This is a genomic window from Micromonospora sp. MP36, assembly GCF_008119785.1.
GTDB lineage: Bacteria > Actinomycetota > Actinomycetes > Mycobacteriales > Micromonosporaceae > Micromonospora.
In genome coordinates this window covers 127136-148283 of sequence record NZ_VSFA01000005.1, presented here as the reverse complement: position 1 = coordinate 148283, position 21148 = coordinate 127136, and the positions used below count along the sequence as shown (strand labels likewise).

Below are 21148 nucleotides of genomic sequence, written 5' to 3'. Positions count from 1 at the left end.
CTTCGCATCGGGGGCCCACGACGCGGGAGCTGCTCAGACGGCCGGTCTTCGATCGAAGCGCCCGGGTGACCGGCGGATGCCGGGGTGCCCGGGGGCCACTACCGGAGACCGGTACGCCGACCGGCTCCCTCTCAGGTGGTCGCGTGGCCCGGTTCTCTCAGTGGTACCGGAACGGGGGAGCGGCCGCAGGCCACTCCCCCGTCAGGTCACCGACGCAGGCCGAGCCGCTCGATGAGCGACCGGTAGCGGTTGATGTCCTTCTTCTGGACGTAGTTGAGCAGCCGACGGCGCCGGCCGACCAGCAGCAGCAGCCCACGGCGGCTGTGGTGGTCGTGCTTGTGCACCTTCAGGTGCTCGGTGAGCTCGGCGATCCGCTTGGTGAGGACCGCGACCTGCACCTCGGGCGAGCCGGTGTCGCCCTCCTTGGTCGCGTACTCGGAGCGGATCTTGGCCTTGGCTTCCTGGTCGAGCGCCATGTTCTCCCTGTTCGTGGGTCGTTCGGTGAGGTCCGTCGGAGCGGTCTCGATGACCGGGGGACGGACCGGTGCCTCGCACCCGCGGCGTCGTGCAGGCAGGCGAGGCTCCGCGTCGGTCGGCCGACGTCCCTGCCAGACTACCAGCCCGGTCGGGAACCACCCGGTCAAGGGCCGCGTGAGGCGTTCCCGGCGGCCGCACCCCAGGTCAGCCGAGCGCCCGGCGGGTCCGCTCGACGTCCTCGCCGATCTGGGCGATCAACGGCTCGATCGCGTCGTACGTCCGTTGCTCACGCAGGTGCGCCACGAAGTCCAAGGCCAGCCGCTCGCCGTACAGGTCACCGGTGAAGTCCAGCACGTACGCCTCCACCCGGCGCTCCCGCCCGGAGAAGGTCGGGTTGGTGCCGATCGAGACGGCCGCCGCCAGGGGCTCCCCGCCCCGACGCACCAGCCGAGCGGCGTACACCCCGTCGGCGGGGACCGCCGCGTACCGGTGGGTCAGCAGGTTGGCGGTGGGGAAGCCCAGCTCGCGTCCGCGCTGGTCGCCGCGGACCACCACGCCCTCGACCCGGTGCGGGCGGCCGAGCGCGGCGGCCGCCGCGGCCACATCACCCGCGTCGATGCAGGAGCGGATGTACGTGGAGGAGAAGACCGTCCCCGCCTCGGCGACCAGCGGGCCGCTCTCCACCCCGAAGCCGAAGGTGCGGCCCAGCCGCTCCAGCAGTGCCACGTCGCCGGCGGCCCGGTGCCCGAAGCGGAAGTTGTCGCCGACCACCACCAGCGCGGCGTGCAGGTGCTCGACGAGGATGTCGTGCACGAACGCCTCGGCCGGCAACCGGGAGAACTCCGGGGTGAACGGCACCACGCAGAGCACGTCGGCCCCGAGCGCCTCGATCAGCTCCGCCTTGCGGGCCGGCTCGGTGAGCACCGCCGGGTGCGAGCCGGGGCGGACCACCTCCGCCGGGTGCGGGTCGAAGGTCAGCACCACCGACCGTACGCCCATCTCGCGGGCCCGGGCCACGGCGTGGCCGATGGTGGCCTGGTGCCCCTTGTGCACGCCGTCGAAGACGCCGATGGTGACCACCGCGCGTCCCCAGCCTCCGGGCACCGCCTCATACCCCCGCCACCGCTGCATGCCTCTCCTCCCCTGCTCGCCCACGCGATTCGGCCCGGCCGTCGTCAGGCCGGCGCCAGCACGACCTCCGCGCGGGCCCGGCCGCCCCGCTCGCTGACGATAGCGATCAGCCCGCCGTCGGGGCCGAAGACCGCGTACGGTCCGGCGATGCCGGCCGCGTCGAGCGGCCCGCCGTGGGCGAGCGTGCGCGCCTCGTCGCCGGTGGCGTCCCGACGCGGGAAGAACCGGTCGGCGGCCGCGTCCAGGGGCAGGTTGACCACGTCGGGCGCGCACTGCTCCAGCGCGTCGAGGGTGGCCGCCTCGGCCAGGGTGAAGCCGCCGACCGCGGTCCGGCGCAGCGCGGTCAGGTGGCCGCCGACCCCGAGCGCGGCGCCCGCGTCCCGCGCGATGGCCCGGATGTACGTCCCGGACGAGCAGGTGACGTCGACGTCCACGTCCACCACGTCCGGGAGGTCCCGGCGGACCGCCAGGACGTCCAGCCGGGAGATGGTGACCCGCCGGGCGGGCAGCTCGACCGTCTCCCCCGCGCGGACCCGCTTGTACGCCCGCTGACCGTTGATCTTGATGGCGCTGACCGCGCTGGGCACCTGGTCGATCTCGCCGGTCTGGGCGGCGAGCGCGGCGCGGATCGCGTCGTCGGTGACCCCGCCGACCGGGTTGGTGGCCACCACGTCACCCTCGGCGTCGTCGGTGATGGTCGTCTGGCCGAGCCGGATGGTCGCGGTGTAGCTCTTGCCGGCGCCGATCACGTAGGTGAGCAGCCGGGTGGCGCGTCCCACCCCGATCACCAGCACCCCGGTCGCCATCGGGTCGAGCGTGCCGCCGTGCCCCACCCGCCGGGTGCGCGCCAGCCGCCGGATCCGCGCCACCACGTCGTGGGACGTCATGCCGCCCGGCTTGTCGACCACGATCAGACCGTCTGTGCTCACGACGGCCAAGCCTGCCAGACCCCGGTGATCGCACGTGCGGGGGATACCGCCCTGATCGACCGGAGTGCCAAGATCATGCGCCCTCGTCGCAGCACCGGTAGGAGCCCGATGACCAACCCGCCGCCCTCGCACCAGCACCGGCCCCGGGTCGACCTGCCCGACTGGATGCGCAACCCCGAGCCGCCGCGCCGTACCCTCGGCCGCCGCCTCTCGGAATTCGTCGACGGGGTGCCGGCGCTGCGGGCGGCCCGGCACCGGCTCTGGGCGTGGCGGGACCGCAGCCGGTTCAGCGAACGGCACCCGGTGGTCTCCGCGATCGTGTCCTTCGTCGTCGTCGCGGTGGTGGCCACCTGCCTGGTGGTGGGCACGCTGTACCTGTTCTACAAGATCAGCCACCGCGAGCTCTGATCGATCTGGGCCGCGGGGCGGCGGAACGGCTCCCCCGCGTGCGAAGATCATCCGCCCCTCCCACTCGCCTCCACAGGACCCAGGAATGACCGACGACCAGCAGCAGCCCGAGGCGTCGCGCCGCTTCGACGACATGTTCACCTCGGACGAGTCGGTCAAGGTGCCCGACTGGATGCGCCATCCGGTGCCGGAGCACGAGCTGACCGGGCGGGAGCGGCTACGCCTCGGCTGGGAGCGGCACAGCGGGAAGCTGCTCGGCGCCGTCGGTCTGCTGCTGGTCGTCGGGTTCCTCGGTTTCCTCGGCACCACCGGCTGGCGTTTCGCGGACAAGGTCAACCACGGCGAGGTGGCGCTGCGGTCCCGCCCGACCGCACCGCCCCGGCAGGTCGACGCCGACGGCAACACCCTGGGCGTCTACCTCGACACCCCGGCCGAGCACTTCGCCGAGGGTGAGCAGGCGATCGTCCTGCCGGCCGCCCGGGCGGCCGGCCCGTTCTCCGCGAAGCAGGTCGCCGATGCGCTGTCCGGCGTCCGAACGGCGCTGGTCGAGGGCCGGCTGGGCAAGGACATGCTGTACGGCGATCCGGAGGCGTTCCTCGCCCGGCTCGCTCCCGACGCCCGGTCGACGGTCACCGACGACCTGGCCGCCGGCAACAACCTCGGCTACGCCACCCGGATCCTGCGCGACGCCAACCCCGGCTTCGTACCGGACATCCGCGCCCGCGGCACCATCGAGTACACCGCCACCACCACCGACGACGGGATCCGGGTGCTGGCGGTCACCACCCGGTTCATCTGGGTCTACTCGTTCGACCTGTTCCAGGCGCAGAAATACCCGCCGGGGGCCGAGCTGGTAACCGTGCGCGACGAGGTGGTCTGGCACGTGCCCCACCCGGACGACGTCCGGGCCTCGTCCCGCGGGCTCTGGATCGGCTCGGCCCAGGTGACGGTGTCGAACTCGACCTGCGCGGCGATGGAGAAGGGCTACCTCGCGCTGGAGTACGACCCCGCCAACGTGGTGCTGCCCAGGCCGGGGGCGACCGGCGACATCTACGACCCGGGCTGGCGGGCGGGCGACGGCGAGTCCTGCTGAACCGCAGCGCTGGTCAGCGGACCGCGCCGACCACCGCCCAGCCGCCGGAACGCAGCCGCAGCAGCAGCGCGACCAGCCGGAGCACCACGAACAGCGTCAGCCCGGCCCAGATCCCGCCCAGCCCGAGGTCGAGCCCGTAGGCCAGCCAGATCGCCGGCAGGAAGCCGGCCAGCGCCGCCACGATGGTGAGGTTGCGCAGGTAGCGGACGTCACCCGCGCCGATCAGCACGCCGTCGAGGGCGAACACCACCCCACCGATCGGCTGCAGCGCGACGAACCACGGCCAGGCGACCATCGCCTGCTCGCGTACCTGCGGGTCGGAGCTGAACCAGGACGGCACCAGGCCGGCGCCGGCGGCGATGAGCACCGCGAACGCCACGCCGCACGCGCCGCCGAGCAGGGCGATCCGGCGGGCGAGGGCGCGGGCGCCGGCCGCGTCGCCGGCGCCGAGCGCCGCGCCGATCAACGCCTGGGCGGCGATCGCCAGGGCGTCCAGCACCAGGGCGGTGAAGAACCACAGCTGTACGGCGATCTGGTGGGCGCCGACCGCGGCGGCGCCGAAGCGGGCCGCGACGGCGGTGGCGGACAGGAAGCTGGCCTGGAACGCGACGCCCCGGATCAGCAGGTCGCGGCTGAGCACGAGCTGCTGCCGGATCAGCCGGGGCCGGGGGCGGAGGGAGACCCGCTCGCGGACCAGCGCGGCCGCGAAGAGGGCGCCGGAGATGGTCTGCGCGATGGCGTTCGCCACCGCCGAGCCGGCCAGCCCGAGCCCGGCCGGGTAGACCAGCAGCGGGCAGAGCAGCGCGGAGAGCAGGTTGGGGGCGAGCACGAAGAGCAGCGGTCGCCGGGTGTCCTGGATGCCGCGTAGCCAGCCGTTGCCGGCAGCGGCCAGCAGCAGGCCGGGCGCGCCGAGCGCGGCGATCCGCAGCCAGCTGGCGGCGGCATCGGCCACCTCGCCCGGGCCGCCGACGAGGGTACGCGCCAGCCACCCGCCGCCGACCTGCATGGCGAGCGCCACCAGCACGCCGACGGTCAGGGCCAGCCAGGACGCCTGCACCCCCTCGGCCACCGCCGCGGCCCGGTCCCCTGAGCCGAACCGCCGGGCCGACCGCCCGGTGGTCCCGTACGCGACGACGGTGCCGAGCCACGCGGTCAGCGTCAGCACCGTGCCGCCGACGGCGAGCGCGGCGAGCGGGACGCGGCCCAGGTGCCCGACCACCGCGGTGTCGACCAGGACGTAGAGCGGCTCGGCGGCCAGCACCACGAGTGCCGGCAGGGCGAGCGCGGCGATCCGGCGGGGCGACGCGGTGGAGGAGCCGGTGGCGGGGGCGGCGGTCTGACTCATCGCCGCCGATCCTGACACGCGGCCGGTAAGGAACGCAACCGGACCCATCACTTACCAACCCTCGCCCAGGATGGGTCGATCATGAGGTTGGCGGCACTGTCGATCTCCGAAACCGCCGCCAACCTCATGATCACCGTGACGGGGCCGGGAGAGTGGCCAGCCAGCGGCGGGTGTCGGCGCGGGTGCGCAGGCGGATCACCGGCAGCTCGGGGGCGTGGGCGGCGACGGCCGCGTAGACCAGGGGACGAGAGCGGCGGGGGTATCGCCAGATGTAGTAGAGGAACTCAAGGTCGAGCTGCTCGGGGCAGCCGTCCGGCAGGTCGGGTCGGGACGTGGCCCGGTAGGCCCAGCGGCGGCGCAGCACCCGGGCGAGGCAGCGCAGCCGGGACGGGTCGCAGAGGACCAGCAGGTCGGCGCGGGGCAGGCGGAGGTCGAGGGTACTGCGGTAGTTGCCCTCCATCACCCAGGCGGGGCGGGCGGCCAGCGCGGCGACCTCCGCGCGGAAGTCGGCGTCGGCAGCGGCGACCCAGCCGGGCCGCCAGTAGTGCCGGTCAAGGTGGATCAGCGGGAGGTCGAGCCGGCGGGCGACCTCGCGGGCGAGCGTGGTCTTGCCCGCGCCCGCGCTGCCCACGATGAGGATGCGGCGCACCGGGCGACGGTAGCGCCGGACGGGTCGTAGGCGGAACCGGGCGACCGGAGCGGCGGCGGCGCGGTGACTACCGCGCCACCGCCGGGCGGCCGGCCGTCACTGACGGGTGTCCATCGACGTCTGCAGCGCGCGGCGCATCTGCTCGCGCGCCTCGTCGGTGGTGGTCTCGGTCTGCGGCTTGTGCTTCGTCGCCATCGGAGTTCCCTTCCAGGGTGCGGACCACCGACGCCCGGTGGCCCTGGGGCGTCCGACAACTCCAGCTCGGCGCGTCTGACGCCGCGCCGCGACCTGGAGCCGTCGTCCGACAACCTCCAGCCCGGCGCGTCTGCTGCCGTGGCACGACCTGGAGCCGTCGGTGCTGAGCGCCGGGCAGCGGTCCGGGATCACCGGAGCGGCTCACCTGGCAGCGTGAGCCCGGGTCGGTCTGACCCTGGAGGGAGGCGGCGCCGGATGTGGCCCCACCGCCCGTGACCAGCGCCGAAGCGCCGGCCCGTCTCCTAAATTAACGTTCACTTTCCCCAGGCCACCCACTGTTCCCGGGATACGGACACCATGGGTGGATCCGGCTGGTCAGCGGGCCAGGAAGTGCCAGCCGAGCCACCACCAGAAGCCGAGGAACCCGATCCGCCCCACCGGCACCGGCCCGACCTCGTAGCGCATCACGAAGGCGCAGACGTCGGCGAGCGACGGGATCCGGGAACCCTCCCGCCGGGCGGCCCACTCGACGGCCGCGAAGAGCACCAGCGCGGTCAGGAAACCGCCGATCGCCAGGGCCCGCATCATCGGCGTACCAGTCCCCAGAAGGCGGCCAGCCAGGCGAACCAGGCCGCGGAGCGGACCAGGTGGTCCTCCAGCAGCGGATCGGCCAGCAGGGAGAAGGTGGGGAAGTCGTCCCCCATCGACAGCACGAAGGTCGTTCCCTCGAACACCCCGAAGACGGTGACCGGAAGCAGCCACCAGGCCGCCCCGGCCGGCAACCGGTGTGGCGCGGGTCGGCGAGGCACCCGGTTGCTCAGGCCGATCCAGATCAGCGCGCCGCCGGTGCCCAGGGTGTAGAGGTTGGCCTGGGTGGAGAAGGACGGCAACTGGCCGCCGACCAGGGAAAGGCAGATCAGCACCGGTACGGAGACGACCGGACGGTCCCAGGCTCGGGGCGCCTCGACGGTGAGCTCTCGGGGGTGATCCATCACCCGATTGTCCCCACCGTCACGGAGCGCCGGAAGACCGACACGTCCCGGAGTCGACCCTGATATCAGGCCGTGAGCAGCGCCCCGTCCAGTTCGGCGCGGATCCGGTCCACCACCTCGTCGACCGTGCCCCGCCCGGTGAAGCCGGCGGCGAACCGATGCCCGCCGCCGCCCAGCGCCACCGCCACCCGGCTCACGTCCACCGCCCCCTTGCTGCGCAGCGAGACCGCCCACTCGGTGGCGGCGACCTGCTTGACCACGCAGCTCACGTCCGCCTCCGCGGTGCACCGAACCGAATCGATCAGCGCCTCCAGCACGTACGCCGGCTGGCCGTAGCGGGCCAGGTCGTCCTGGGTGGCGTAGGTCCAGACCAGCCCGCGCCCGGCGGCGGCCGCCGGTTCCAGCCGGGCCCGGCCCAGCACCTCGCCGAAGAGCCGGACGGCCCCGAACGGGCGGGTGTCGAAGATCCGGCGGGAGATGTCCCCGGGCCGGATGCCGGTGGCCAGCAGCCGGGCCGCCATCCGGTGCACGTCCGGAGTGGTGGCCTCGAAGCGGAAGGAGCCGGTGTCCGTGCTCAGCGCCACGTAGAGGCAGGTGGCGATCTCGGCGTCCAGCGGCACCCCGAGCCGGTCGAGCAGCCCCTCGGCGACCACCGAGGTGGCCGCCGCGTGCGGATCCACCAGATGGATGCCGCCGAACCGGGTGTTCGACGCGTGGTGGTCCAGCACCAGCGCCGTCCCGGCCTTGTCCAGCCGGTCGACCAGGTCACCCAGCCGGGACTCGCTCGCCACGTCGAAGCAGATCACCAGGTCCGGGTCCGGGTACGCGTCGTCCTGCGGCACCAGCAGGTCGAGCCCGGGCAGCCAGCGGAACGGCTCGGGCACCTCCGGCGGACCGGGGAAGGTCGCCTGGAGGTGCCGTACGCCCCAGCGGCGCAGGCCCAGCCCGAAGCCGAGCATGCTGCCCAGCGCGTCGCCGTCGGGGTTGACGTGGCAGATCAGCAGCACCCGCGCGTCGGCGGGGAGCCCGCGCACCGCCGCGAGGGCGGCCGCCCAGTCGGTGTCGGTCGGGCCGGCACCGGCCGGCGTGCCGCCCTCGGCGGGAGAGGTCACCGGGGGCCGCCGCCGCGCGGCTCGTCGTCCTCGGTCTCGGCGTCCTCGACGTCGGAGTCCTCCTCCTCGGCCAGCCGGTACGGCTGCGCCTCGCCCGCGTACTGGGCGTGGGCCGCCAGCCGCTGCACCTCGGCGTCGGCGGTGCGGGCCGCCGCGAGCAGGTCGTCGATGTGCTTGACCTGGTCCTGCACGTCGTCTAGGACGAAGGTGAGGGTCGGCGAGTGCCGCAGCCCGAGCGCCTTGCCGACGGTGCTGCGCAGCATGCCCTTGGCGCTCTCCAGCGCGGCAGCGGTGCTGGCCTGCGCCGCCGCGTCGCCGAGCACCGTGTAGAAGACGGTGGCGTCGCGCAGGTCGGCGGTGATCCGGGCGTCGGTGATGGTGATCATCCCGAGCCGGGGGTCCTTGATCTGGCTCCGCACCACCGACGCGACCAGTTCACGGATGCGCTCCGCGTGCCGGCGTACCTTGGCCGGATCCGTCATGTCCCCCACCTCCAGGGCTTCCCGCTCCCAACGACGACTCCAGCTCGGCGCGTTTGACGCCGCGCCGCGACCTGGAGCCGTCGGCCGAAAACGACGGCGCGGACGCCGCCGGGTCCGACCCCCAACAACTCGAACACTACCCGCGCGATCGTGGCCGGCGCGCGGGGCCGCCGGTGCGAGGAAGGGGCCCTGTCAACGCCTGGTGCCCGTTAGACCAGGAGCCCCTTCTTGCCGCCCGGCCGCTCAGTCCTCCTCGCCGTAGAGCCGGCGGCGGACCGACAGCAGTTCGGCCTCCGGACGGGCCGCGACGAGGCGCTCGCACGAGTCGAGCACCTGGCGGACGTGCGACGCCTCGGCGGCCACCACGGCCACCCCGATCTCGGCGCGGCCGTGCAGGTCGAGCGACCCGACCTCGGCGGCCGACACCTCGAACCGGCGCAGCGCGGCGACGATCGGCCGGACGTACGACCGCTTGGTCTTCAGGGACCGGGAGTCCCCCGGCAGCAACAGGTCGAAGTGCGCGGTTCCGGTATACACGGCGAGCAACGGTACGGCAGTGCTCTCGGCCGGGTCACCCGTTTTCCGCCGACGGCTCCAGCGACGGCTTCAGGTAGCCGCGCGGCGTCAGACGCGCCGAACTGAAGCCGTCGTAGCCGCGCGGCGTCAGACGCGCCGAGCTGGAGGCGTCGTAGGCGCGACCGCCACCAGCACGTCCCGGTCGATCGCCTGGTCGACCCGGTGCGCCAGGTCCCGCCAGCCGGGCCCGTCGACCACCCGCAGGCCGGCCCCGGCCAGCACCGCCTCGGCCGCCGCCCGGGGTGCCACCTGCGTGTTCCAGGACAGCCCGAGTGCCCCGCCGGGACGCAGCAGCTCCCGCCAGACCGGTACGGCCGCGCCGAGCAGGTCCAGCGGGCTGCGCGACAGCCCCTGCTCGGTGCGGCTGCCGTGGGCCACCCCGTACGGTGCGTCGGTCACGATCACGTCGGCGCAGCGCGGGCGCAGCACCTCCCGGGCCCGGGTGGTGTCGCTGTGCAGCACGGTGACCCGCTGGGTCGCCCCGGCCCGGTGCTCGTCCCGCGACGGGGCGAGCACCGCCTCGAAGCGCCGGGCGATCAGCTTGCGGTCCCGGCGCACCGGAACCGTCTCGGCGGTGTGCTTGAGCCGCTTGCGGCGCAGCCAGGTACGCAGGAACGCCCCGTACGCGTCCACGTCCTTGCCGTCGTGCTCGACGCCGATCCCGTCGTAGCCGTACATCAGCGCCTGGTTGAGCGTGGTGCCTCGGCCGCAGAGCGGGTCGAGCACCACCAGCTGCCGGTCCAGCATGCCGCCGGCCGAGGCGGAGGCGAGCACGGTGACGTTGAGCAGCAGCCGGGTGAACTGCTCGTTGGTCTTGCCGGCGTACTTCGGGATGGTGATCAGGTCCGAGTCGTAGCGGGCCAGTGGCTCCAGCGGCACCGGGCGGAGCAGGTCGTCACCCACCCGCTCGAACAGCGCGTACGCGGCCGACAGGTTAGCCAGGTGCGCCAGGTCGCGCCCGCCCAGGCCCGGTCCCGGCGCGGCGAAGGTCAGGTACTCCACCCCGCCGATCCGCTCCACCGCGGCGTCGACCGGCACCGCGTCGAGCACCCCCGACCCGGCGAAGATCTCCAGTTCGGCGCGGGCGAGCCGGCCGGCCGCGTCGGCGTAGACGCGGTTGGCGGAGGGGGCGAGGAGCAGCGCGTACCTGGTCAGCACGCCGGAGATTGTCGCAGTCCGTGGAGACGGCGACGGCCGGGGCCCCGTGGGCCCCGGCCGTCGGTCGTTCACGCCGCTCAGGCGCGCGGCTTCTCCCGCATCTCGAAGGTCTCGATGATGTCGCCGACCTGGACGTTGTTGAAACCGCCCAGCGTCAGACCACACTCGAAGCCCTCGCGGACCTCCGTCGCGTCGTCCTTGAACCGCTTGAGGGAGCTGATCGTGAGGTTGTCCGCCACGACTGCCCCGTCCCGCAGCAGCCGCGCCTTGGCGTTGCGGCGGATGAGGCCGGACCGGACGATGCAACCGGAGATGTTGCCGATCTTGGACGAGCGGAAGACGTCGCGGATCTCCGCGGTCCCCAGCTCGACCTCCTCGTACTCCGGCTTGAGCAGCCCCTTGAGCGCGGCGTCGATCTCCTCGATGGCCTGGTAGATGACGGTGTAGTACCGGATCTCCACGCCCTCGCGGTCGGCGATCTCGCGGACCTTGTTGGCGGCCCGCACGTTGAAGCCGATGATCGTGACCGCCTCGGACGAGGCGCTCGCGAGCATGACGTCGCTCTCGGTGATCGCACCCACGCCCCGGTGGATGATCCGCAGCTGGACCTCCTCCGGGATGTCGAGGTTGAACAGCGCGTCCTCGAGGGCCTCCACGGAACCGGAGACGTCGCCCTTGAGCACCAGGTTGAGCGAGGTCTTCTCGCCCTCCTTGAGCTGCTCCATGAGCGTCTCGAGGGTGGCCCGGCCACGGGAGTTGGCGAATGCCGCCGCCCGCCGTCGCGCCTGCCGCTGCTCGGCGATCTGCCGCACGGTCCGGTCGTCCTCGGCGGCCAGGAAGGTGTCACCCGCTCCCGGCACCGTGGTCAGACCCAGCACCATGACCGGACGCGCCGGACCGGCCTCGTCGACCGGCTTGCCGTTCTCGTCCAGCATGGCCCGGACCCGGCCGTGCGCCCCACCGGCGACGATCGAGTCGCCGGCCCGCAGGGTGCCCTTCTGCACCAGCACGGTCGCCACCGCACCACGGCCCTTGTCCAGGTGCGCCTCGATCGCGACACCCTGCGCCGGCCCGTCGATCGGAGCGGTCAGCTCCAGCGACGCGTCGGCGGTCAGCAGCACGGCCTCGAGAAGCTCCTCGATGCCGATGCCGGGCTTGGCCGCGACGTTGACGAACATGGTGTCGCCGCCGTACTCCTCGGCGACCAGGCCGTACTCGGTCAGCTGCTGGCGGACCTTGTCCGGGTTCGCCTCCGGCTTGTCGACCTTGTTGACCGCGACCACGATCGGCACGTCCGCCGCCTTGGCGTGGTTGAGCGCCTCGATGGTCTGCGGCATAACGCCGTCGTCGGCCGCGACCACCAGGATCACGATGTCCGTGACCTGGGCACCACGGGCACGCATGGCGGTGAACGCCTCGTGACCCGGGGTGTCGATGAAGGTGATCGCCCGGTCCTCGCCCTCGTGCGGGACGTGGACCTGGTAGGCGCCGATGTGCTGGGTGATGCCACCCGCCTCGCCGGCCACCACGTTCGCCTTGCGGATCGCGTCGAGCAGCTTGGTCTTACCGTGGTCGACGTGACCCATGACGGTCACCACCGGCGGCCGGCTGACCAGGCGGTCCTCCGCGACCACCGCGTCGAGGTCGATGTTGAACTGCGCGAGCAGCTCGCGGTCCTCGTCCTCCGGGCTGACGATCTGCACATCGAAGCCGAGGTGCTCACCCAGCAGCAGCAGGGTGTCGTCGGAGCACGACTGGGTCGCGGTCACCATCTCGCCCAGGTTGAACATCTCCTGGACCAGCGAACCCGGGTTGGCGTTGATCTTGTCGGCGAAGTCCGACAGCGAGGCGCCACGGGACAACCGGACGACCTGACCCTGACCCCGGGGGGCACCCGAGGACATGGTCGGGGCCGACAGGTTGTCGAACTCCTGTCTGCGCTGCTTCTTGGACTTGCGACCGCGGGTCGGCCGGCCACCCGGACGCCCGAAGGCACCCGCGGCGCCACCGCCACGGCCACGACCGCCACCACCCGGACGACCAGCGCCACCGGCCGGGGCGCCCGGACGGAAACCACCGCCGGGAGCACCGCCGCCACCACCGGGACCGCCACGGTAGCCACCGCCACCGCCGCCGCCACCGGGACCGCCACGGTAGCCGCCGCCACCGCCGCCGCCACCGGGACCGCCGCGGAAGCCGCCGCCACCACCGGGGCGACCGGCGCCGCCACCGGGTCCGCCACGACCGCCACCGGGACCGCCGGGGCGACCGGGGCGCTGGCTCGGCATGGAGGCCGGGCTGGGCCGCGGGGGCATCGAGGCCGGGCTGGGCCGGGGCGGCATCGAGGCCGGGCTCGGCCGCGGACCGCCCGCACCGGCGGCCGGGGGCCGCTGCTGCTGACCGCCCTGGATGCCGAACGGGTTGTTGCCGGCGCCGCGCGCCGGCGGACGCCCGCCGGGCCGCGCGCCCGGACCCGGGGTCGGCGCGCCGGGACGACCGGCGGCCGGGGCACCCGGACGGGGCGGCACGGCGCCCGGACCCGGACGCGGGCCGGGACGGGGGCCACCCTCGGTCGGCGGCTCCCGGCGGACGTTCTCGCGCTGCTGCTGGCGGGCGGCCTGAGCGGCCTTGACCGCGGCCTCCTGCTCAGCCTTCAGCGCGGCGGCGCGCGCCTCGGCGGCCGCCACCTCGATGTCGTGCGCGCTCGCCGGCTTGGCCACCGGCTGCGGCGGACCCGGAACGGGACCCTTGGGCTTCGGCCCAGGGGTCGGGGTCGGCCGCCGCGGCGGCATCGGCTTGGCCGACACCCGGGGGGCGCCCGGGGTCGGGGACGGGGTCGGGGTCGGCGCCGGGGTGGGCGCGGCCGCCGGCGGGGCGGCCGGCGCCGAGGAACCGGCGGAGGCCACGAACGAGCTACGCAGCCGTCGGGCGACGGGCGCCTCGACGGTGCTCGACGCGGACTTCACGAACTCGCCCATCTCCTTGAGCTTGGCGAGAACGGTCTTGCTTTCGACCCCGAGCTCCTTGGCGAGCTCGTGTACGCGGGCCTTTCCTGCCACTGCACTCCTCACTCCGAGGTCGTGCGGGCAGCACCCGCAGCGACCTCACTCGTGCACTTGAAGCCTGGTCATTTCTGCGACTTCATCGTGTGCTCATGTCGGTCGTCCTACCCTGCTAGCGACCCGCGACCGGTCGGGTTGACCGGTCGTCGGGGATGGCGCGTCAACGTGCTCCGCTAGCGCACCGTGGTCGATGACCCCGGTGATGCGCAGTGCCCGCCCGAAGGCGCGGCGCCGCACCGCTTGCGCGAAGCAGGCCGGATCCGGGTGCATGCTCGCTCCCCGACCCGGCAGTCTGCGGGCCGGATCGGGCCGGAGGCTGTAATGACCAGCCTCGTCACCGACCGCGACGATCCGCAGCAACTCGCTGGCCGGCGCTCGCTTCCGGCAGCCCACACAGGTGCGCTCCGGCAGCGCTCGTCGTGCCACTGGAGGAAGTCTACCCCTAGCTGCTCGAGATCGCGCCGCCCGGCTCGGGTACGTGATCAGCTCCGCTCCGGCCGGGGCTGCCGGTCTGCTCCGCGTCGGACCGGATGTCGATCCGCCAACCGGTCAACCGGGCCGCAAGCCGGGCATTCTGCCCTTCGCGCCCGATCGCGAGGGAGAGCTGGAAGTCCGGCACGGTGACCCGGGCGGTCCGGGTGACCGCGTCGACCACCTCCACCCGCAGGGCCTTGGCCGGGGAGAGCGCGTTCCCGACGAAGGTGGCCGGGTCGTCCGACCAGTCGATGATGTCGATCTTCTCGCCGTGCAGCTCGCTCATCACCGCGCGGACCCGCTGGCCCATCGGGCCGATGCAGGCGCCCTTGGCGTTGACCCCGGGTGCAGTCGACCGCACCGCGATCTTCGTACGGTGACCTGCCTCACGGGCGATCGCGCTGATCTCCACGGTGCCGTCGGCGATCTCCGGCACCTCCAGGGCGAAGAGCTTCTTCACCAGAGCGGGGTGCGAACGGGACAACGTGATCTGCGGGCCGCGCATTCCCTTGGCCACGTGCACCACGACGCAGCGGATCCGCTCGCCGTGCGCGTACCGCTCGCCCGGGACCTGCTCGGACTGCGGCAGGACGCCCTCCAGCTTGCCCAGGTCGACGGTGACGATGCCCTTCTCGGCGCGCGCCTCGTGCGCCTGCACCACGCCAGTGACCAGGTCACCCTCCCGGCCGACGTACTCGCCGAGGTGCACCTCGTCGGTGGCCTCCCGCAGCCGCTGGAGGATCACCTGCTTCGCCGTCATGGCCGCGATCCGGCCGAAGTCGTGCGGGGTGTCGTCCCACTCCCGCACCACGCCGCCGTCGGCGTCCAACTCCTGGGCGTACACCGAGGCAGCCCCGGTCTTCCGGTCGATCTCCACCCGGGCGTGCGGCTCGGCGCCGTCGGTGTGCCGGTAGGCGGTCAGCAACGCGGTCTCGATCGCCGCGAGGATCGTGTCGAACGGGATCTCCCGCTCGCGCTCCAGTGCGCGCAGCGCCGCGAGGTCGATGTTCACCTCTCCTCGTCCTCCACATCATCTTCGTCGTCGATGTCGGTTTCGTCAGCCTCGTCGAACTCGTCCGCCTCGTCGAGGCGGCTGAACTCCACCTGGACCCGGCCGGGCCCGAGCTCGGCGTAGGGGTGCGCCACGCGCCCGGTGTCCGTCTCCAGCACCACGCGCTCGTCGTCCGCCTCGACCACCCGGCCGGTGAGCTGCCGGTCCCCGGCGGTCCGCTGCTCGGGCACCCCGGCCGCGCCGCGCACGGTCACCTTGACCAGCCGGCCGACGTTGCGCCGCCAGTGCCGGGGCAGGGTCAGCGGCCGGTCCACGCCGGGCGAGCTGACCTCGAGCTGGTATTCGCCGGCCACGATGTCGCCACCGGCCTCCTCCGCGGCGTCCAGCGCGGCGGAGACCGCCCGGGAGACATCCGCGACGGCGTCCAGGTTGATCCCGCCGTCGGCGTCCACGATCACCCGTACCACGTGCCGTCGGCCGGCCCGGGAGACGGAGAGGTCCTCCAGGTCGTACCCGGCGGCGTTGACCACCGGCTCGATCACCTCGCGGAGGCGGGCCCGCCGGGCACTCAGGTCGCCGCGGGGCGCGCCGCCCCGACCCCCGGCACGGGGGCCGTCGGCCCGGCGGGGTCGCCCGGAGGGCCCCGTCGGCCTGGTGGCACGGCCACGCTGCGTCATCTGGCGCACCTCTCTGCTGCTCCACGGGCCGCCAGGCCCGTCATGTCTGCTGTGAGACGGACCACTCGGCCCGCCATGCCGGCACGCCACCGGGGCATTCGCGTCCGGTGGCTGCGCAGAGCGTAACGCGCGGGCGGGTCGGCGGACCGGGCGGCGCACCGACGGTCGTGGCCCACGACACCGCCGAGATGGTGTTGACTTGTCCGGTGGCGACGGGCAGAACGACACAGCGCGACGGAGCACCGGGACATTCCCGGCGCAGCCTGCTGCGCGCCGGGGCGCTGGTGGCGCTCGGCGGCGCCGCCGTACCGCTGACCGGGTGTGATCTTTTCGACCGCGGCGACGACGGTCCGCCGCCCCCGGACGCCCTAGAACCGCTGGCGGCGGAGTCGGCGGCCCTGGAGGGCCGGCACCGGGCCGCCATCGCCGCCGCCCCGGCGCTGGCCGACCGGCTCACCGCGATCGCGGACGCCCACCGGGCGCACGCCGAGGAGCTGCGCCGGGTGATCGGCCGTCCGGCCCCGTCCGGCTCCCCCGCCGCCACCCCGACTGCGGCGGCCACGGAGCCCGACGAACTGCTGGCCGAGCTGCGGCAGGCGGAGCAGCAGGGGCGGGAGAACGCGGCGAAGGCGTGTGCCGCCGCGCCCGCCGAGCGGGCCGCGCTGCTCGGCTCGATCGCGGCCGCCCGCGCGACACACGTGGAGGCGTTGAAGTGATCCCGCGCACCGCACCGACCGGCCCGGCCCAGGCCCTCGCCGACGCGCTCACCGCCGAGTACGCCGCCATCTGGGCGTACGGGGTGATCGGCGTGCACCTCGCCGACGCCGCCCGCAGCGCCGCCCGGGCCGCCGAGGCGGCCCACCGGTCCCGCCGGGACGCCCTCATCCTCCAGTTGAGCGAAGGGGGCGGTCAGGTCCCCGCCGACCAGGCCGGATACGCGCTGCCGTACCCGGTCACCGACAAGGCGAGCGCGCTCAAGCTGGCGGTGGCGATCGAGGAGCGGACGGCCGGCCACTGGCGGGCGACCCTGCCGCACACCAGCGGGGCCGACCGGAACCGGGCCCTGGCGGCGCTGAGCGACTGCGCGGTGCGGGCCACCCGCTGGCGGCGCAGCGCCGGCGTGACCCCGGTCACCGTCCCGTTCCCCGGCCGCCCGGCCTGAGCGGGGCGACGGTCACGGACCGGGTCGCTCCGGTTGCGGGGTCGCATACCAGGTATGCATACTCCTCGCCATGTCCATCCGTCACGGCCTGCTGGCGCTGCTGGAACGCGGCCAGATGTACGGCTACCAGTTGCGCGCCGCGTTCGAGGAGTCGACCGGCTCGACCTGGCCGCTGAACATCGGGCAGGTCTACACGACGCTCGCCCGGCTGGAGCGCGACGGTCTGGTCCGCCCGCTGCCGGAGAGCGAGAGCGGGCAGCGGCCGTACGAGATCACCGACGCCGGACGGGCGGACCTGGCGCTCTGGTTCGCCACCCCGATCAGCCCCGCCGACCGGCCCCGCGACGAGCTGTCGATCAAGCTGGCCCTGGCCCTCACCACCCCCGGCGTGGACGTCCGCGCGGTGGTGCAGACCCAGCGCAGCGCGACCATGCGGGCGTTGCAGGAGTTGACCCGGTTGAAGTACGCCAGCGACAAGCCGGAGGACCTGGCCTGGCGGCTGGTGCTGGACGCGATGATCTTCCAGGCCGAGGCGGAGATCCGCTGGCTCGACCATTGCGAGACCAGCCTGGTCCGTCATCGCCCCGCCCCGAGCCGGCCGACCGGCCGACCGGAGGCGGTGGACCGGACCGGCGAGGAGGCCCGCCGGTGAGCCGGCGGGAGGGACGAGGGTGAGCGCGAGGAGCGAGCCGGTTCTGCGAGCCCCGCAGTCGCGAACCGAGGTGGCGCCGTGAGCGCGGGGAGCGAGCCGATTCTGCGAGCCCCGCAGTCGCGAACCGGGGGTGGCACCGTGAGCGAGGTGCTGGAGCTGCGGGACGTGCACCGGACCCACGGCGCCGGCCCGGCCGCCGTGCACGCGCTGCGCGGGGTCAGCCTGACCGTCCGGTCCGGTGAGCTGGTGGCGGTGATGGGCCCGTCGGGCTCCGGCAAGTCGACCCTGCTGGCGCTGGCCGGCGGGCTGGACCGGCCCACCGGCGGCGAGGTGCTGGTCGAGGGCGAACCGCTCGGCGGGTTGGGCGCCCGCGACCTGGCCCGGCTGCGCCGCCGCCGGATCGGGTACGTCTTCCAGGACCTGAACCTGCTCGGCAGCCTCACCGCGGTGGAGAACGTGGCGCTCCCGCTGGAACTCGACGGCGCCGGCGTCCGGCGGGCCCGCAAGCTCGCCCTGGCCGCGCTGGCCGAGGTGGAGGTGGCGGGGCTGGCCGACCGGTTCCCGGACCAGATGTCCGGCGGCCAGCAGCAGCGGGTGGCGATCGCCCGGGCGCTGGTCGGCGAGCGCCGGCTGGTCCTCGCCGACGAGCCCACCGGGGCGCTCGACTCGCAGGCCGGGGAGGCGGTGCTGCACCTGCTGCGCCGCCGGGTGGACGCTGGCGCGGCCGGGGTGCTGGTCACCCACGAGGCGCGGCACGCCGGCTGGGCCGACCGGGTGGTGTTCCTGCGGGACGGGGTGCTGGTCGACTCCACCGCCCCGCTGGCCGGGGTCGAGCAGCTGCTCGCCGGCAGCGGACGGTGAACCGGGACCGGATCGCCGCCACGCTCGGGTCGTGGCGGACCGCGCTGCGCATCGCCCGGCGCGAGGCCCGCCGGGCCCGGGGGCGTACGGCGCTGGTGCTGGCGATGATCGCGCTGCCCGTGCTGGCGTTGAGCTTCGCCGCCGCCAGCTACGACATGGCGGAGCTGAGTTCCGCCGAGGAGCTGGACCGCCGGCTCGGCGCGGCCGACGCCGAGCTGCGCTGGACGGCGGTGAACCCGCTGGCCCAGGACGCCTGGGGCCAGAACTCCTGGCCGGTCGAGGGTGACCTGGCGCCCCGGACCCGGCCGGTGACGGCCGAGGAGATCCGCGCGCTGCTGCCCGCCGGCAGCCGGGTCAGCCGGGTCCGCCGCTGGGTCCCCTTCGTGGTACGCGTCGCCGGCCGCCCGAAGGCGTTCGACGCGCGGGCGGTCGACCTCACCGACCCGCTCACCCGCCCGCTGGCCAGGCTGCGCGCCGGCCGGCCACCGGCGGACCCGGACGAGATCGCGGTCAGCCCGGCCGCGCTGCGCGCGCTGGGCGTACGGCTCGGCGACCCGGTGCACGCGACTGACGGGACGACGACCTACACGGTGGTCGGGGTGGCGGAGTTCGCGGACAACCTGCGGGAGGTGGTCGCGCTGCGGCCGGAGACGCCGCCCGGCCCGGTCAGCCCGCCGGACGAGAGCTGGCTGGTGGACCTGCCCGGGCCGGTGGACCGGGCCTTGGCGGACCGGCTGAACGAACGCGGGATCCAGGTGGCCGCCCGGACCCCGCTGCCCGGCCGGGAGGCGGCGTTCACCGGCCCGGGGCTGCCCGACCCGGAACAGGCGGGGAACGCGGTACTGATCGGCGGGCTCGGCCTGCTGGAGGTGGTGCTGCTGGTCGGCCCGGCCTTCGCGGTCGGCGTACGCCGGCGACGCCGGGACCTCGCCCTGGTGGCGGTGGCCGGCGGGGACGCCGGGCACCTGCGCCGCATCGTGCTCGCCGACGGGGTGGTGCTCGGCGCGGGCGGGGCGGCGCTCGGGCTGGTGCTCGGGGTGGCCGCCGCGTTGGCCGGCCGGCCGCTGGTCGAGCAGTACGTCGTGGGCGCCCGCTTCGGCGGGTACCGGGTCTTCCCGGCGGCCCTGGCCGCGATCGCCGCGGTGGCGGTGCTGGCCGGGCTGCTGGCCGCGCTGGCCCCGGCGTGGACCGCGGCCCGACAGGACGTGGTGGCGGGTCTCGCCGGACGGCGCAACCCGCCCCGGCACCGGCGTCGCTGGCTCGTGCTCGGGGTGCTGCTCACCGCGGCCGGCGCCGCCCTCGCCGGGCTGGGCGCCACCCGCAGCAGCCCGACCGTGGTGCTGACCGGACTGATCCTCGGCGAGCTGGGGCTGGTCTTCAGCACCCCGGCCCTGATCGGGCTGCTCGCCCGGGCGGGACGGCTGCTGCCACTGGCGCCCCGGCTGGCGCTGCGCGACGCCAGCCGCAACCGGTCCTCGGCCGCGCCGGCCATCTCCGCGGTGATGGCGGCGGTCGCCGGCAGCGTCGCCCTCGGCGCGTACGTGGCCAGCGACGAGGCCCGGAGCCGGGCGGAGTGGCAGCCCGGCATCCCGCCCGGTCACGTGCTGCTGGTGCCGTCCGGCGGGGCCACGGCGTCCGCGCTGCCGCCGGCCGCGGCGGTCGCCGAGCCGGTCCGGGCCGCGCTGCCCACCGCCACGGTCGTCCCGATCGCCACCCCGACCTGCGCCAGACCCGCCGGCACCGAGGACTACTGCGTCGCGACGGCGGTGCTGCCGCCCGAGCGGCGCTGCCCGTATGAGCCGGGGGACCCCACCGTCACCGCCGGCCGCGCCCTGGCCGACCCGCGCTGCGTCCGGGCGATCCGCGAGTCGACCGGCATCCAACTCCCCGTGCTCGTCGACGACGGCCGCGCGCTGCCCGCGCTCACCGGCGCCCCGGCGGACCAGGTCGCCGCCGCCACCCGGACCCTCGCCGCGGGTGGCGTGGTGGTCACCGATCCCGGGCAACTGGTGGACGGCCGGGTGACCGTCGCCGTCACCCACGGCGCCGGCGACGCGGCGTCGGCCAGCGCCAGCCTGCCCGGGTACGTGCTGCGCGGCGGTATCCCGGTGGACCGGCTCGTCCTCTCACCGCCGGCGGCGGCCGCGGTCGGCCTGGTGGCGGAGCCGTTCGGCTACGCGGTCGACGCGACCGCACCACCCACCCCCGGGCAGCGGGACCGGCTCTCCGCCGAGCTGTCCCGGCTCGGTGCGCTGTCGGTGCAGACCGATGAGCAACTCAGGTCCGACCAACGGCCGCTGCTGCTCCTGCTGGCGATCGGCTCCGGCGTGATCACCCTGGGCGCGGCCGGGGTGGCCACCGGCCTCGCCGCCGCCGAGGCCCGCCGGGACCTGTCCACTCTCGCCGCGGTCGGGGCCGATCCCCGGGTACGCCGGGTGCTGTCGCTCTGCCAGGCCGGGGTGATCGCGGTGCTCGGCTCGGTGCTCGGCCTCGTCGCCGGCCTCGGCTCGGCGGCCATCATCCTGCTCTCCCTGAACCAGCGGTACGCGCAGACGTGGCCGGTCCCGCAGCCGTATCCGCTGGTGGTGCCCGGGCTGACCCTCGGCGTGCTGGTGGTGGTGCCGCTGGTGGCCATGCTGGGGGCGGCGCTGTTCACCCGGTCCCGGCTGCCGGTGGAGCGCCGGCTGGACTGACCGGGGTC

The 21148-nt window shown here is 74.6% G+C and carries 22 protein-coding genes; 7 read left to right on the top strand and 15 right to left on the bottom strand.

Translation table 11 applies throughout. The features are described from left to right. Positions 1–206: 206 nt before the first annotated feature. From rpsO to truB, 3 genes are all read right to left on the bottom strand, one after another. Positions 207–476 carry a 30S ribosomal protein S15 gene (gene rpsO, locus FXF52_RS08290; protein WP_089008806.1) on the bottom strand — a complete coding sequence of 90 codons (270 nt, stop codon included), beginning with the start codon at positions 474–476 and terminating at the stop codon, positions 207–209. Between the two features lie 205 nt (positions 477–681). Beyond that, positions 682–1608 (bottom strand): bifunctional riboflavin kinase/FAD synthetase, encoded by a 927-nt coding sequence (locus tag FXF52_RS08285; RefSeq protein WP_148795057.1) that lies wholly within the window; start codon positions 1606–1608, stop codon positions 682–684. A gap of 44 nt (positions 1609–1652) precedes the next feature. Further along, complete coding sequence (gene truB, locus FXF52_RS08280; RefSeq protein WP_148795055.1) at positions 1653–2537, bottom strand: tRNA pseudouridine(55) synthase TruB; 885 nt, start codon at positions 2535–2537, stop codon at positions 1653–1655. A gap of 108 nt (positions 2538–2645) precedes the next feature. Here truB and FXF52_RS08275 point away from each other — a divergent pair, with 108 nt between their 5' ends. Then, a complete protein-coding gene (locus FXF52_RS08275; protein ID WP_148795052.1) occupies positions 2646–2945 on the top strand; it encodes a hypothetical protein in 300 nt (99 codons plus the stop codon). Between the two features lie 85 nt (positions 2946–3030). Continuing rightward, positions 3031–4038, top strand: coding sequence for a hypothetical protein (locus FXF52_RS08270; RefSeq protein WP_148795050.1), 1008 nt, complete (start codon positions 3031–3033; stop codon positions 4036–4038). A 13-nt stretch (positions 4039–4051) separates the two neighbouring features. Here FXF52_RS08270 and FXF52_RS08265 read toward each other — a convergent pair whose 3' ends face one another. From FXF52_RS08265 to rimP, 12 genes are all read right to left on the bottom strand, one after another. Beyond that, positions 4052–5383, bottom strand: coding sequence for an MATE family efflux transporter (locus tag FXF52_RS08265; RefSeq protein WP_148795048.1), 1332 nt, complete (start codon positions 5381–5383; stop codon positions 4052–4054). A gap of 130 nt (positions 5384–5513) precedes the next feature. After that, on the bottom strand, positions 5514–6032 hold the full coding sequence (locus tag FXF52_RS08260; RefSeq protein ID WP_255471807.1) for an AAA family ATPase: 519 nt from the start codon (positions 6030–6032) through the stop codon (positions 5514–5516). 570 nt (positions 6033–6602) lie between these two features. Beyond that, positions 6603–6812 carry a DUF6186 family protein gene (locus FXF52_RS08255; RefSeq protein WP_187413392.1) on the bottom strand — a complete coding sequence of 70 codons (210 nt, stop codon included), beginning with the start codon at positions 6810–6812 and terminating at the stop codon, positions 6603–6605. Then, positions 6812–7219, bottom strand: coding sequence for a hypothetical protein (locus FXF52_RS08250; protein WP_148795046.1), 408 nt, complete (start codon positions 7217–7219; stop codon positions 6812–6814). Before FXF52_RS08250 ends, FXF52_RS08255 begins: the two co-directional genes overlap by 1 nt. A 65-nt stretch (positions 7220–7284) precedes the next feature. Next, positions 7285–8331, bottom strand: a complete 1047-nt coding sequence (locus FXF52_RS08245) for a bifunctional oligoribonuclease/PAP phosphatase NrnA (protein WP_148795044.1) — start codon at positions 8329–8331, stop codon at positions 7285–7287. Beyond that, the gene (rbfA, locus tag FXF52_RS08240; RefSeq protein ID WP_148795042.1) at positions 8328–8813 is read right to left on the bottom strand and encodes a 30S ribosome-binding factor RbfA; all 486 of its coding nucleotides are present in this window, start codon (positions 8811–8813) and stop codon (positions 8328–8330) included. The genes FXF52_RS08245 and rbfA overlap by 4 nt, the downstream gene beginning before the upstream one ends. 243 nt (positions 8814–9056) lie before the next feature. After that, a complete protein-coding gene (locus tag FXF52_RS08235; protein ID WP_148795040.1) occupies positions 9057–9350 on the bottom strand; it encodes a DUF503 domain-containing protein in 294 nt (97 codons plus the stop codon). A gap of 126 nt (positions 9351–9476) precedes the next feature. Then, positions 9477–10544 carry a TRM11 family methyltransferase gene (locus FXF52_RS08230; protein ID WP_148795161.1) on the bottom strand — a complete coding sequence of 356 codons (1068 nt, stop codon included), beginning with the start codon at positions 10542–10544 and terminating at the stop codon, positions 9477–9479. A gap of 80 nt (positions 10545–10624) precedes the next feature. Continuing rightward, positions 10625–13606 carry a translation initiation factor IF-2 gene (infB, locus tag FXF52_RS08225; RefSeq protein ID WP_148795038.1) on the bottom strand — a complete coding sequence of 994 codons (2982 nt, stop codon included), beginning with the start codon at positions 13604–13606 and terminating at the stop codon, positions 10625–10627. Positions 13607–13699: 93 nt separating this feature from the next. Beyond that, complete coding sequence (locus tag FXF52_RS08220) at positions 13700–14035, bottom strand: YlxR family protein (protein WP_148795036.1); 336 nt, start codon at positions 14033–14035, stop codon at positions 13700–13702. 16 nt (positions 14036–14051) lie between these two features. After that, entirely contained in the window at positions 14052–15095 is a 1044-nt protein-coding gene (gene nusA / locus FXF52_RS08215) for a transcription termination factor NusA (RefSeq protein ID WP_148795034.1), read from the bottom strand. Further along, positions 15092–15772, bottom strand: a complete 681-nt coding sequence (rimP, locus tag FXF52_RS08210) for a ribosome maturation factor RimP (RefSeq protein ID WP_148795033.1) — start codon at positions 15770–15772, stop codon at positions 15092–15094. The genes nusA and rimP overlap by 4 nt, the downstream gene beginning before the upstream one ends. A gap of 263 nt (positions 15773–16035) precedes the next feature. Here rimP and FXF52_RS08205 point away from each other — a divergent pair, with 263 nt between their 5' ends. From FXF52_RS08205 to FXF52_RS08185, 5 genes are all read left to right on the top strand, one after another. After that, a complete protein-coding gene (locus tag FXF52_RS08205) occupies positions 16036–16488 on the top strand; it encodes a hypothetical protein (RefSeq protein WP_187413391.1) in 453 nt (150 codons plus the stop codon). Continuing rightward, on the top strand, positions 16485–16934 hold the full coding sequence (locus FXF52_RS08200; protein WP_148795030.1) for a ferritin-like domain-containing protein: 450 nt from the start codon (positions 16485–16487) through the stop codon (positions 16932–16934). Before FXF52_RS08205 ends, FXF52_RS08200 begins: the two co-directional genes overlap by 4 nt. A gap of 70 nt (positions 16935–17004) precedes the next feature. Beyond that, positions 17005–17586 (top strand): PadR family transcriptional regulator, encoded by a 582-nt coding sequence (locus FXF52_RS08195; protein ID WP_148795029.1) that lies wholly within the window; start codon positions 17005–17007, stop codon positions 17584–17586. Between the two features lie 138 nt (positions 17587–17724). Next, on the top strand, positions 17725–18447 hold the full coding sequence (locus FXF52_RS08190) for an ABC transporter ATP-binding protein (protein ID WP_148795027.1): 723 nt from the start codon (positions 17725–17727) through the stop codon (positions 18445–18447). Further along, entirely contained in the window at positions 18444–21140 is a 2697-nt protein-coding gene (locus FXF52_RS08185) for an FtsX-like permease family protein (protein WP_148795025.1), read from the top strand. The genes FXF52_RS08190 and FXF52_RS08185 overlap by 4 nt, the downstream gene beginning before the upstream one ends. Positions 21141–21148 lie beyond the last annotated feature (8 nt).

Coding starts and splice junctions, on each gene's coding strand:
- rpsO (WP_089008806.1), bottom strand. CDS start 476: ATGGCGCTCGACCAGGAAGCCAAGGCCAAGATCCGCTCCGAGTACGCG.
- FXF52_RS08285 (WP_148795057.1), bottom strand. CDS start 1,608: ATGCAGCGGTGGCGGGGGTATGAGGCGGTGCCCGGAGGCTGGGGACGC.
- FXF52_RS08275 (WP_148795052.1), top strand. CDS start 2,646: ATGACCAACCCGCCGCCCTCGCACCAGCACCGGCCCCGGGTCGACCTG.
- FXF52_RS08270 (WP_148795050.1), top strand. CDS start 3,031: ATGACCGACGACCAGCAGCAGCCCGAGGCGTCGCGCCGCTTCGACGAC.
- FXF52_RS08265 (WP_148795048.1), bottom strand. CDS start 5,383: ATGAGTCAGACCGCCGCCCCCGCCACCGGCTCCTCCACCGCGTCGCCC.
- FXF52_RS08255 (WP_187413392.1), bottom strand. CDS start 6,812: ATGCGGGCCCTGGCGATCGGCGGTTTCCTGACCGCGCTGGTGCTCTTC.
- FXF52_RS08250 (WP_148795046.1), bottom strand. CDS start 7,219: ATGGATCACCCCCGAGAGCTCACCGTCGAGGCGCCCCGAGCCTGGGAC.
- rbfA (WP_148795042.1), bottom strand. CDS start 8,813: ATGACGGATCCGGCCAAGGTACGCCGGCACGCGGAGCGCATCCGTGAA.
- rimP (WP_148795033.1), bottom strand. CDS start 15,772: ATGACGCAGCGTGGCCGTGCCACCAGGCCGACGGGGCCCTCCGGGCGA.
- FXF52_RS08195 (WP_148795029.1), top strand. CDS start 17,005: ATGTCCATCCGTCACGGCCTGCTGGCGCTGCTGGAACGCGGCCAGATG.